Raw genomic sequence first — 12,029 nt, 5'->3', positions numbered from 1 at the left:
TATCCCGGCCCGGATCTCACCCACCGTGACCACCCGTACCCCTTCCGCCGGGGTGCTCCGGGCCCGATCCGGCACCCGAATCGAAGGAAACCGGGGCATCGAACGCCGCCATTCGGCGGTGGCGTGCTGCGCGGGGCGTGGTCGAACAGAATCAGGCCCCGCCAGGTCCTTCGTAGCGCCGCGCCTGAAAAGTACGATCAAGCAATGTCTGACACTACCGAGACCACTCCCGGCTGGCTGAGCTCCGATGATCTGGAGACAGCGCGGGCCCAGATGCCGATCCTGTACGTAGAAGCGGTCCCCGTCCGGGTGGACGACAGCGGCCAGGTCGTCAGCATCGGACTGCTGCTGCGCATCGGTCCGGACGGGACGGTGAGCCGGACGCTGGTGAGCGGCCGGGTCCTCTATCACGAGCGGGTGCGGGACGCGCTGCTGCGGCATCTGGAGAAGGATCTCGGTCCGGTCGCGCTGCCGCGCGTTCCCGCATCGCTGCAGCCGTTCACCGTTGCCGAGTACTTCCCGACCGCGGGCGTCAGTTCGTACCACGATCCGCGCCAGCACGCCGTGTCCCTCGCCTACATCGTGCCCGTGAGCGGTGACTGCCGGCCCCGGCAGGACGCCCTCGACCTGGTCTGGTTCAGCCCCGAGGAGGCGGCCTCCCAGGCGGTCGAGAGCGAGATGCCGGGCGGGCAGGGGGTGCTGCTGAAGCAGGCTCTGGCGCACGTGGGACACGTGTACTGAGAACCCGCGGCGCATGCCGCGTCCCGCCCTACGTGCCGGTGCCGTGGGGCGGGACGCGGCCGGAGCCGGTCAGGCCGCCGAGGGCGGCGGCGAGGACTCCGACGGCTTCGGCGAGGTGGGCCGGGGCGGTGGCGGCGTAGCCGAGGACCAGTCCCGGGGGGCCGGGCCGGATGCGGTGCCAGGACAGGGGGTGGACCTTGACGCCCGCGTCCAGGGCGGCCTCGGCCAGGGCCGTGTCCGGGAAGGCGGCGTCGAAGGTCACCGTGAGGTGCAGGCCCGCGGCCGCGCCGTGGACGGTGGCACCGGGCAGGCGGGTGCGGATCGCGTCGAGCATCGCGTCCCGGCGGCGCTGGTGGCGCCGGCGGACGAACCTCAGGTGGCGTTCCAGGTCGCCGGAGTCCATGAGGTGGGCGAGGACCAGCTGGGGCAGGACGGCGTTGCCCAGGTCGGTGTAGCGCTTGGCTGCGATCACGCGTTCGCGCAGGGTCTGCGGGACGAGGAGCCAGCCCACGCGCAGGGCGGGGGCGAGCAGCTTGGAGACGCTGCCCGTGTGACAGATCCGCTCGGGCAGCATCGCGCGCAGGGCGGGGACGGCGGGGCGGTCGTAGCGGTGCTCGGCGTCGTAGTCGTCCTCGATGATCAGGCCTCCCTCCCCCGCCCAGGCCAGCAGGTCCCGGCGGCGTTCCCCGTCGAGGACGACGCCGGTGGGGAACTGGTGGGCCGGGGTGGTCACGACGACGCGGACGCCGCTCGCACGCAGGGCGTCGACGCGAAGCCCGCCGGCGTCGACCGGCACGGGGACCGTGGTGAGCTTCCCGTACGCGAGCTGCTGGCGGGCCCCGAGCGAGCCCGGGTCCTCCACGGCCAGCCGGTCGATGCCGTCCTCCCGGAGCAGCCCGCCGAGCAGGGCGATCGCCTGGGCCACGCCCGCGACGATGACGACCTCCGCGGGGTCGGCCCGGATGCCGCGGTTGCGGGCGAGCCAGCCGGCCACCGCCCGGCGCAGGACGAGGGCGCCCTGCGGGTCGCCGTAGCCGAGGTCGCCGGGGGCGACTCCGTCGAGGACGGCCCGTTCGGCGCGCAGCCAGGCGGTACGGGGGAACGCGGCGAGGTCGGGGACGCCGGGGCTGAGGTCGAAGCGGCAGGGCACGGTGCGCAGGGAGTCGACGACGCCGTCGCTCGGGGGGCCCGCGAAGGGGGTGCGGATGGCGGCCGTCCGGGCACCGCTACGGGTGGCCGGCGGGGACGGCGGCGGGGTGGCGGCCGGGATCGGGTCGGTGGCCGGGGCGACGGGGGCGGCCACCACGATCGTGCCGTGGCGGCCGCGGGTGGCGAGATGTCCGGATTCGGTGAGGCGTTGGTAGGCCTCGGTGACCAGGCCGCGGGAGACGTGCAGGTCGGCCGCCAGGACCCGGGTGGGCGGGAGGCGGCTGCCGAGGGGCAGGGTGCCGTCCGCGATGGCGGTGCGGAGCCGGTCCGTGAGCCAGTCGGTGCGCCGGCCGGGAGGTGCCTGGGCGATGTCGAGCTGGAGGAAGTCGGAGCCGGCCGCCCGTCCGCCGGCGTCCCGCTGGTCGGGATCCATCGCTTTGGACCTCTCTGCCGAGCCTTGTTTGGACCTGCTCATGGGTCCAATACTCCCCCACGCTGAAGGGCATGAAGACGTCGAATGACAGGTACGACGCCGTGCGCACCCTGGGGCCGGGGTTCGCGGGCATGGCTCTGGTGGGGGCGAGCGTGACCGTGTCGCGGGCGCTGGTCGGGGCGCCGCTGCTGACCGCACAGGCGATCCGGTACGCGGCCGCCGCGCTCGTACTGTTCGCCCTGGCCAAGGCGCTGCGGATCCCGGTGCACCGGCCGCGGGGGCGGGCCTGGCTGTGGCTCGGGGGGATCGCGGCGAGTGGGCTGGCGCTGTTCAACGTGGCCGTCGTACGCGGGGTCGCGCACGCCGAGCCGGCCGTGATCGCCGTCGCCGTGGCCTGCGTGCCGCTGGTCCTGGGCGTGGTGGGGCCGCTGTGGGAGCGGCAGCGGCCGGGCGGGCGGGTGCTGCTCGCGGCGCCCGTGGTGGTGGCGGGCGCCGTGATGGTGCAGGGGACGGGCCGGGCGGACGCCGAGGGGGTGGTGTGGGCGGCGGTGGCGCTGGCCTGCGAGGCGGCGTTCACGCTGCTGGCGGTGCCGGTGCTGCGGGAGCACGGGCCGTGGGGGGTGTCGCTGCACTCGGTGTGGATGGGCGCGGTGCTGCTGGCGGTGCTCGGGGTCGTGGTCGAGGGTCCGACGGCCGCGGCCCGGCTGGACGGCCCGGCGTGGGCGGCGATGGCGTACCTGGCGGTGCTGGTGACCGCGGTGGCGTTCGTGCTGTGGTACTTCACGGTGTCCCGGGTGGGATCCGCGCGGGCCGGGCTGCTCAGTGGGGTCGCCCCCGTGGCCGCGGTGCTGGCCGGGACCGCCGCGGACGGCAGCGTGCCGCGGCTGCCGGTGTGGCTGGGCATGGGGCTGGTGCTGGCGGGGCTCGCGGTCGGCCTGCGGCCGGGCAGGACCGCGGCCGCTCCCGTGCGTGCCGCGTCCGGGCGCCGGGTCGCGCCCCGGGTGTAGGCCGCCTGTTGACCTTGACCCTGGGGGCAAGGTCTAGCGTGACCTGCGGAAACAGCGAGCAGGAGGTGGCGTGGTGCTGATCGGGGAGCTGGCCCGGCGGGCGCAGGTGACCGTCAAGGCGGTGCGGTATTACGAGTCACTGGGCCTGGTGTCGCCGGGCCGGCTGGCCAACGGGTACCGCGACTACACCGACCGGGACGTCCGGCTGGTGCGTGAGATCCGGACGCTCGGCGCGCTGGGCATACGGGTGGAGCGGACCCGGCCGTTCCTGGAGTGCCTGGCCACCGGGGGCGAGCGCGGGGACGACTGTCCGGCGTCGCTGACCGGGTACCGCGAGGCCATCGACGACCTGAGCCGGCGGATCGACGTGCTCGCGGCCCGCCGGGCGGCGCTGACCGCACAGCTCCGGGCCCCCGCCTACCGCGGGAGTGCCGCCGTACCGTCTGCGGCGGGCGGGCCGGGGCACGACCTGACCCGGCTGCCGGCCGGGCTGCCGGTGCCCGTCGACGAAGGGGCCGCAGCCCACCTGCCGGGGGCGGCGCTGCCGGCCCTCGCCCTGGGCTCGACGGCAGGCGGCACGGTCCGCCTCGACGCCTTCGGCCCGGGCCGTGCGGTGCTGTACGTCCGGTCAGCCCACCGGCTACCAGCGGGAGGTGGTGGAGCGGCTGCGGCTGCCGTTCGCCATGCTGTCGGACCCGGGGCTGCGGCTGGCCGACGTCCTCGGGCTGCCCACGTTCGACTGGCAGGGCGGCCGGCTGTTCAAGCGGATCACCCTGATCGTCCGGGACGGCGTGGTGGAGCACGTCTTCTACCCCGTCTTCCCGCCGGACGCGCACGCCGGGCAGGTGCTCGACTGGCTGCGCGAGCACTGAGACGGGAGTACGCACGACCGCCCCCGGCCCTTTGGAGGGCCGGGGGCGGCGTGGGGGGGGTCACTCCCAGCCGGTGGTCACGCGGGACAGCGAGCGGTAGGAGCCGGTGCCGTTGCCGCTGGCCAGGTTCAGGGAGTTGTCGGCGGACTTGACGAAGAGGAAGTCCGTGCCGGGAACACCGTCGAAGTTGCCGACGCCGGCGATGCCGGTGGTGCCGGCGAAGCCCGCGTCGACGCGGACGCCCGGTCCGGCGAGGTCGGCATAGCCGCCGTTGTTGACGATGTCGTAGAGCCACAGCGAGCCGTCCTTGCGGAGCTGGAGCATGCCGCGGGCGCCCTTGCCGTCGAAGTTGCCGACACCGGTGATCGCCGCCGTGTTCGACCAGCCGTAGCCGAGGGATATCGAACTCGCGTAGGAGCCCGTGCCGTTGCCGTAGAACAGGATCGCCTGGTCGCCCTTGACCTGGACGAAGCTCTCACGGCCGTTGCCGAAGACGTCGCCCACGCCGGCGATGGCGGTGGTGCCGGCGAAGCCCGCGTCGACGCGGACGCCCGGTCCGGCGAGGTCGGCATAGCCGCCGTTGTTGACGATGTCGTACAGCCACAGCGAGCCGTCCTTGCGGAGCTGGAGCAGACCCCGGCCGCCCTTGCCGCCGAAGTTGCCGACACCGGTGATCGCCGCCGTGTTCGACCAGCCGTAGCCGAGCGAGATCGAACTCGCGTAGGAGCCCGTGCCGTTGCCGTAGAACAGGATCGCCTGGTCGCCCTTGACCTGGACGAAGCTCTCACGGCCGTTGCCGAAGACGTCGCCCACGCCGGCGAGCTTGGACGACGGCGGGGAGGCGGTCAGGCCGGCCGGGGCGATGTAGGCACTGGCGTACTGGCCGCCGGTGTTGTAGCCCCGGCGCCAGTTCCAGGTGGTCTCCTGCACGCTGTTGCTCTCGTTGCCGCCGACCGTGGTGACCATGTCGCCCTCGACCTTCACGACGATGTTCACGTGGTCGGCCCAGTTGCCGGCCGCGCTGTAGTTGTAGACGACCGCGTCTCCGACGTCCGGCACGTGGTCGAGGGTGCCGCGCTGCTGGCCGTAGTTGTAGAAGTCGCGGGCGCTGATGCTCAGGCCGCCCAGGTCGGTCACGCCGGCCTGCCGCCAGACCCAGGTGGCGAACACGGCGCACCAGCCGCCGCCCGGGCAGCTGCCGTAGTACGAGCAGCCGTGGCTCGCCTCCGCCTCCTGGAGGGCGATCCGGGCGATGTCCGAGCCTGTGGCCGCCTGGGCGGGCGCGGCCGCGAGGACCGACAGGCCGGCGGCCAGGGACATGCCGAGGACGGTGGCGGCGGCGCGGCGGAACAGGGTGGACTTCATGGTGGGCTCCTCTCGGGTGGGCCGCGGTGTCCGGCCCGTTGGAGAGAGATTCGCGGGACGTGCTGCAAGTCCCCTGCAAGGGCCGTGCAAGGCGGCTGTGAGTGCGCTGCAAGGCTCCTCACCCGGACAGTTCGCGGTGCTCGCGGGACCCGTACGCGGCGAAGACCTGCCGGGCGGCGGCCCGCAGGGCGGTGGCGCCCGGGGCGTCGCCGGCGGCTTCCCGTACGGCCGCGAGGTCGCGCCGGGCCCGGGCGCAGAACAGCGGCAGCCCCAGGGCCTCCCAGATGTCCACGGCGGCGCCGAGCCGGCAGTCCGCATCGTCCAAGCGGCCTTCGGTCAAGGAGAGTTCGCCGAGGGTGCGCAGGACGAGGCCCTCGCCGAACGGGTCGGTGTGGTCGCGGCACACCTGGAGGGCGTCGGCCAGCTGCGCCCGCAGCCCGTCGGTCTCGCCGAGCCGGATCCGCGCCTTGGCGGCCGCCTGGTCGGCGTACGCGGCCATGAGGACGTCGCCGAGGGAACGGCACAGGGCGGCCGCCCGGGTGCAGAGGTCCGCCGCGGTGGTGTGGTCGCCGACGGCCCGCCGGGCCAGGCCCGCCGTGCGCAGGGCCAGGGCCTCGCCGCGGACGCTGCCGATCCGGCGGTAGGCCTCGAGGGATTCGCCGAGCAGGCCGGGCACGGCGTCGTGGTCGCCCCGTTCGAGGTGGACGGATGCGGCGAGGCGGGCCGTGTACCCGATGCCGGCGTGGTCGACGAGGCCCCGGAAGCCGGTGAGGGCGCGGGTGAGCTGGTCGAGGGCGGGCTCGAACCGGCCGCGCTCCCGGTTGACCGCACCGAGGCCCGCCAGGGCCTCGGCGACGCCCCGGGAGTCGCCCGCCGACTCGAACAGCGGGAGGGCCTGCTCGAAGTGGCCTTCGGCGTCGGCGTACCGGTCCTCTTCGTACCGGAGCCTTCCGAGACCGGCGAGCAGGGTGGCCTGGCCGGCGAGGTTGCCGGCCCGGCGGGCGGCGGCGAGGGCGGTGGTGTGCGCGCGGTGCCACTGCCGGAAGCGGTTGCCGATGGCGAAGGCGGAGCCGGCCAGTGCGGTGGCCAGGGCGCAGGCGGCCTCGTCGAGGTCGAGCCCGGCGGCCCGGTCCACGGTGGCGCACAGGGCGGGCTCCTCCACGGCGAACCAGGCGACGGGATCGGCGGCCGCGGCGTCTGCCGCCGCCACCGCTGCTCCGGGCTCCGGCGGCAGGGCGTGCGCGCCTGCGGCCGGAGCCGGTACGGTCACGGCGGCCCGGGCGGCCTCGGTCCGTGTGAGGAGCCAGAGCCAGGTGTTCACCACCCGTTCCAGTGCGGCGGCCCGCTCTGCGGGCGGCCCGGCTGCGTCGGCCTGTTCGGCCGCGTACACGCGGAGCAGGTCGTGCATGCGGTAGCGGGGGCGGCCGGCCGCGTCGCAGCCGAGGACCTCGAGGAGCTGGGCGTCCACCAGCCCCTCACCGGCCTCCTCGGCCTCCTCCTCCGGCACGCCGAGCAGGGCTTGGAGCACCCAGCAGGGGAAGTCCGGCAAGCCGAGCAGACCCAGCCGGGCGAAGGCCGTGCGCGCCGGGTCGTCCAGGGCGCGGAAGCTGAGGGCGAAGGTCGCCCGGACCTCCAGGTCGCCGACGCGCAACTCGTCCAGCCTGCGCCGCTCGTCGGCCAGCCGCGTCTGCAGGGTGGCCGGCGTCCAGTGCCGGCGAATGGCGAGCCGGGCGCCCGCCACGCGGACGGCCAGCGGCAGGTGACCGCACATCCTGACCACCGCGGCGGCGGCGTCCGGCTCGGCGGCGACCCGTTCCGGGCCGACGATCCGGGCCAGGAGGTCCACTGCGGCGGGCCCTGACAGCACGTCCAGTTCGATGCGGGCCACGGCGTCGAGCCCGGCCAGCCGGTTGCGGCTGGTGAGGAGGACTGCGCAGGTGGGGGTGCCGGGCAGCAGCGGCCGCACCTGGGCCTCGTCGCCGGCGTCGTCCAGGACGAGGAGCATGCGGCGGCCGCTGACCAGGCTGCGGAACTGGCTGACGCGGTCCTCCAGCCGGTCGGGGACCGCGCCGTCGGGTACGCCGAGGGCCCGGAGGAAGCCGCCGATCACCTCGCCGGGTCCGGCCTGGGGCCCGCCGGCGCCGCGCAGGTGGGCGTAGAGCTGCCCGTCGGGGTAGGCCTCGGCCGCCCGGTGTGCGGCCTGTACGGCCAGGGTGGACTTGCCGACGCCGCCGGTGCCCGAGACGAGCCAGACGGGACGGCCGGCGGTGGTGAGCCCTTCGACGAGCGTGCCGAGGGCGTCGTCGCGGCCGACGAAGTCGGATACGGACGGCGGGAGCTGGGCGGGGGTGGGGACGGGTACGGCAGCAGCCGGCGGCTCCGGTACGGGCTCGGCCTCCGGGGCGGGCCGTTCCGGTGGGGTGCCAGGCTCGTCGGCGCGGATGATCGACTCGTACAGACGGCGGAGTTCGGGCGAGGGGTCGACGCCGAGTTCGTCGGCCAGGAGGCGGCGGCCCTCGTGGTAGGTGGCCAGTGCGTCCGCCTGCCGGCCGACCCGGTAGAGCGCCGTGATCAGGTGGCCGCGCAGTCGCTCGCGCAGCGGGGCGTCGGCGAGCAACGTGGGCAGTTCGCTGAGGAGTTCGGCCGTCCGGTCGAGGGCCAGATCGGCGGCCGCCCGGTCTTCCAGCGCGGCCAGGCGCAGCTCGTCCAGCCGGTGGGCGTCCATCCTGAGTGCCTCGCCGATCCCCCCGAGGGGGGCGCCGCGCCACAGGTTCAGAGCGGTGCGCAGGAGGCCTGCGGCGCGTTCGGGGTCGTCCTCGGCCAGTGCTTTGCGGCCCTGGCCGGTCAGCCACTCGAACCGGGCGAGGTCCAGGGAGTCCGGCGGCAGGTGGAGGACGTACCCGGGCGGGCGGGTCTCCAGCATCTGCCCGCCCAGGGCGCGGCGCAGGGACGACACGTACGACTGGATGAGGGCGCGGGCGGTCGGCGGCGGGTCCTCGCTCCACACCTGGTCGACCAGGCGGTCCATCGAGAGCACCCGGCCGTGGGCGAGGAGCAGGACGGCGAGCAGGGCGCGCGGTTTGGGGCCGCCCAGTGTCACGCGCTCTCCGTCGCTCCACACCTCGACCGGGCCGAGCAGCCGGAACTCCATTCCCATCTCCGTGTACGTCCCCTCCGCGAAAGCCGTCCGGATCCGTGCGGGTGGTGCCGTCGGCGCCGCATGTAGTCCGGTATGTCCGGACCGACTCTCGCGCGGGCGGGTGGTTCGGCTCCACGATTCCGTCCTGGCTTAATCCGCAACCGGGGAGGTCAGCGCGGTGTTTGGGGGGATGGCGGGGATGGTGGACTGCGGGTGCGGGCGGGGGCTTGGCAGACTCGAGGGCGGTGCGCGCCGCGCGCACACGTGATCCGAGAAAGCAGCCGCTGATGTCGCACCCGATACCGGGCCCTCCGCCGCACGCCCACGACCCCTGGGCGGCGCCGCCGTCGGATGCGGGCGGGCCCGTTCCGGCCGGGGCGCACGGTCCGCCGGGGCAGGCCTGGCCCGGGCCGCCGGGTCCGGGTCCGGGCCCCGGGTACGGGTGGGTGCCGCCGGCGCCGCCGCCCGGGCCGGTGGCCGCGCCGGCGGGGACCGCGTACCACGGGCAGGGGCGCAACGGGCGGCAGGGCGGGTGGGGGCGGGTCGGTGAGTTCTTCCTGGTCCTGGTGCTCCTGATCGCCGGGCTGATCGTCGCGTTCGGCGGCGCGGCCGTCGTCGGAGTGGTGTTCGGGCTGGAGTCCGCGCCGGCCGGCAGTGACGCCTTCTTCGCCGACCCGCTGCTCGACAACGCGGTGATGCTGGTGGCCCTGGCGCTGTGGACGCCGGCCGTGCTGATCGCGGTCCGGGTCTGCGGGCGGCGGCCTCCGGGCACGCTCGTGTCCGTGGTCGGGCGGATGCGGTGGGGGTGGCTGGGGTGGTGCCTGGGCGTGGCCGCGGTGTGCCTCGTGCTCCAGAACGTCGTGCTGATCGTCTGGGGCCTGTTCCAGGACGGGTCGGAGGCCGTGGCCGGGGAATTCCCCGGGTGGTCCTCCCTGGTGCTGAGCCTGCTGGTGCTGTGGGCGCTGGTGCCGTTCCAGGCGGCGGCCGAGGAGTTCGTGTTCCGGGGGTGGATGGCGCAGTTCTTCGGCGGGTTCCTGCGGTCCCCCTGGCCGGGGGTGGCGGTGGCCTCGCTGCTGTTCGCACTGGCGCACGGCTTCGGGCAGCTGTCCGGGTTCCTGCTGCTGTGCTACTCGGCGGCCTGGTGGGGCTGGCTGACCGTCAGGACCGGCGGCCTGGAAGCCGTCATCGCCGCACACACCGTCAACAACCTGATCGCCTTCTCGCTCTCCGCGGCCTTCGGCGGGCTGAACGACCAGAGCACCGCCGCCGACGCCCCGTGGGAGGCGCTCGCCGTCGAGTTCGTGTTCACCCCGCTGTTCTGCCTGGCCACCGCCCGCCTGGCGGGCCGGCGCCGGATCGACTCCCGTACCCCGGAGCCCGCCCTCTGACCGCCGCCGGCCGCCGGCCGCGGCCCGTGGGTCGTCACGGGCACGCGGCCGGCGGGTGTCGGGCGCGGTCAGGCGGTCAGGCGGTCAGGCGGTCAGGCGGTCAGGCGGTCAGGCGGTCAGGCGGTCAGCACGGGATGTTGAGCGTCATGCTGGACCCCTGGTAGTTGGTCTCGTACGCGTTCTGCCAGGTGCCGTTGACCATCCCGGAGTACTTGTACATCGTCACGCCCTCGTCGGAGACCCACTCGCCCTCGTAGCTGAAGGTGACCTCGTACGAGCGGACCTCGCTGTCCCAGACGTCGTCGCAGTGCCCCACCGCGCCGGCGCTTCCGGCGCCCCCCAGCACGAGGCTCAGCCCGAATGCGGCGGCCGCGGCAAGCCCGAGCACCTTGTTCCTGGACTTCATGTCCCCCCCTTTTGATCGGCGCCCGGCGCCGGGTGCGCCGGGGCGCCCGTGGAACGTACCCCGGAGCCCTCGCCTCCGTGACCCACCGTTCACGCCACAGAAGCCAAGGAACCGGCCCTTCCGTGAGATGTCGGGCACGGCAGGGCGTTCTGCGCGGCGCTCGGGTGGCCGTCACGCGGGGGCCGCCCGCGGCGCCCGGATCTAAATGATCTACGATTTGCGGCAGTTGACGATCACCGGGCCGGTCGCCGGGTGCTTCTGTGCGGTGTCGGACGGCCGGGCCGCGGAAGGAGCGCCATGTCCGCCGTTCGCCCGCCCCGCCGCGTTCTGATGGCCGGTGGCCTCGCCGCCTTCACCGCGTCCGTTGCAGGGCCCTCCGCCCTCGCCGCAGCCGCGGCCCCTGCGGCCGGTCCCGTCGTGCGGCTCGCCGGGCCGACGGGGCCCGCGCCGGTGGGCGCGGTGGAGCTGCACCTGGTCGACCCCACCCGGACCGAACCCGCAGCGGGTCCCGGCCGGCCCCGCGAGCTGATGGTGACCGTGACCTACCCGGCGGGCGACACGCAGGGAAGGCCGGTGCTCCCGTGGCTGCCGCCGGGCGCCGAACGCGCCCTCAAGGCGAAGTTCGGGGGCGCGCTGGACGCCGTCGTCCTGCCGGCGACGCACAGCGCGGACGGCGCCCCGGCGCGCTGCGGCCGGCACCCCGTGGTCCTGTACTCGCCCGGCTACGCGGCGGACCGCGGCTTCAACACCCTCGTCGTCGAGGACCTGGCCTCCCACGGGTACGTCGTGGTCACCGTCGACCACCCGTACGACTCGGGCGAGGTGGAGTTCCCCGACGGGCGCGTCGTGCTCTCGCGGCCCGGGGACCCCGCGGAGGCGGTCGCGGTGCGCGCCGCTGATCTGCGGTTCGTCCTGGACCGGCTGGCGGAGCTCGCCCGGGGCGGCAATCCGGACGCCGGGCGGCGGCCACTGCCGCGCGGCCTGTCCCGGGCGCTGGACCTGTCCCGGACCGGGGTGTTCGGCCATTCCCGGGGCGGCGCCGCGGCAGCCGCGCTGCTGGGCGGGGACGCCCGGGTGCGGGCCGGCATCAACCTCGACGGCTCCGTTCACGGGCCGGTTGTGGAGCGGGGGCTCGACCGGCCGTTCCTGCTGGTGGACACCGCCGTGCACGACGGACTGCGCCGGGATGCGACCTGGTCCGCGCTGTGGCCGAACCTGCGCGGCTGGCGCCGGTGCCTTCGGCTGGGCGCCGGTGCGGACCACAACGCGTTCACCGACCTGGTGTCCGTCGGGCCCCAGTTGGGCGTGCCGCTGCCCCTCCAGCTGGGGACCGTCCCGGCCGACCGCGCGGTGGCGGCGGTGCGCGCGACCGTGCGGGCGTTCTTCGACGCGCAGCTGCGGGGGCGTCCCGACACCGGGCGGCTGCTCATGGGGGCGTCGACGCGGCATCCGGAGATCGAGTTCGTCGCCGGGCGCTGACCGCCCCCGGCGGCGCGGGGCCTGCGGCTGCCGCCGGCCCCGCCCGGCGC

9 protein-coding genes and 1 pseudogene are annotated in these 12,029 nt (G+C 75.1%); 6 read left to right on the top strand and 4 right to left on the bottom strand.

Annotated features, from left to right (window positions below; genetic code table 11):
* Positions 1–204: 204 nt before the first annotated feature.
* Entirely contained in the window at positions 205–741 is a 537-nt protein-coding gene (locus LG634_RS30300) for an NUDIX hydrolase family protein (protein ID WP_226738436.1), read from the top strand.
* Between the two features lie 28 nt (positions 742–769).
* Here LG634_RS30300 and pdxR read toward each other — a convergent pair whose 3' ends face one another.
* A complete protein-coding gene (gene pdxR / locus LG634_RS30295; RefSeq protein WP_226738434.1) occupies positions 770–2,323 on the bottom strand; it encodes a MocR-like pyridoxine biosynthesis transcription factor PdxR in 1,554 nt (517 codons plus the stop codon).
* 71 nt (positions 2,324–2,394) lie between these two features.
* Between pdxR and LG634_RS30290 the strand changes: the two genes are divergently transcribed.
* From LG634_RS30290 to LG634_RS30280, 3 genes and pseudogenes are all read left to right on the top strand, one after another.
* Positions 2,395–3,330 carry a DMT family transporter gene (locus LG634_RS30290; protein WP_226738432.1) on the top strand — a complete coding sequence of 312 codons (936 nt, stop codon included), beginning with the start codon at positions 2,395–2,397 and terminating at the stop codon, positions 3,328–3,330.
* Positions 3,331–3,400: 70 nt separating this feature from the next.
* A pseudogene (locus LG634_RS38035) lies at positions 3,401–3,526 on the top strand (MerR family transcriptional regulator); the annotation flags it as partial.
* Positions 3,527–3,938: 412 nt separating this feature from the next.
* Positions 3,939–4,202 carry a thioredoxin domain-containing protein gene (locus LG634_RS30280; protein WP_226738430.1) on the top strand — a complete coding sequence of 88 codons (264 nt, stop codon included), beginning with the start codon at positions 3,939–3,941 and terminating at the stop codon, positions 4,200–4,202.
* A gap of 60 nt (positions 4,203–4,262) precedes the next feature.
* Here the strand turns inward: LG634_RS30280 and LG634_RS30275 are convergent, their stop codons facing one another.
* Together LG634_RS30275 and LG634_RS30270 are read right to left on the bottom strand one after the other, a co-directional pair.
* Entirely contained in the window at positions 4,263–5,567 is a 1,305-nt protein-coding gene (locus tag LG634_RS30275; RefSeq protein WP_226738428.1) for a CHAP domain-containing protein, read from the bottom strand.
* Between the two features lie 118 nt (positions 5,568–5,685).
* A complete protein-coding gene (locus LG634_RS30270; RefSeq protein ID WP_226738427.1) occupies positions 5,686–8,718 on the bottom strand; it encodes an AfsR/SARP family transcriptional regulator in 3,033 nt (1,010 codons plus the stop codon).
* A gap of 434 nt (positions 8,719–9,152) precedes the next feature.
* On the opposite strand from LG634_RS30270, the gene LG634_RS30265 reads away from it, so the two are divergent.
* Positions 9,153–10,094, top strand: coding sequence for a CPBP family intramembrane glutamic endopeptidase (locus LG634_RS30265; protein ID WP_308072706.1), 942 nt, complete (start codon positions 9,153–9,155; stop codon positions 10,092–10,094).
* 124 nt (positions 10,095–10,218) lie between these two features.
* On the opposite strand, the gene LG634_RS30260 is transcribed toward LG634_RS30265, so the two are convergent.
* Positions 10,219–10,500, bottom strand: coding sequence for a hypothetical protein (locus tag LG634_RS30260; protein ID WP_226738425.1), 282 nt, complete (start codon positions 10,498–10,500; stop codon positions 10,219–10,221).
* A 297-nt stretch (positions 10,501–10,797) separates the two neighbouring features.
* Between LG634_RS30260 and LG634_RS30255 the strand changes: the two genes are divergently transcribed.
* Positions 10,798–11,979, top strand: coding sequence for an alpha/beta hydrolase family protein (locus tag LG634_RS30255; RefSeq protein ID WP_226738423.1), 1,182 nt, complete (start codon positions 10,798–10,800; stop codon positions 11,977–11,979).
* Positions 11,980–12,029: the final 50 nt, after the last annotated feature.

This window comes from Streptomyces bambusae (genome assembly GCF_020532645.1).
GTDB lineage: Bacteria > Actinomycetota > Actinomycetes > Streptomycetales > Streptomycetaceae > Streptomyces > Streptomyces bambusae.
Note: the sequence above shows the minus strand (reverse complement) of the source record. Positions and strands in the feature narration are given on the sequence as shown.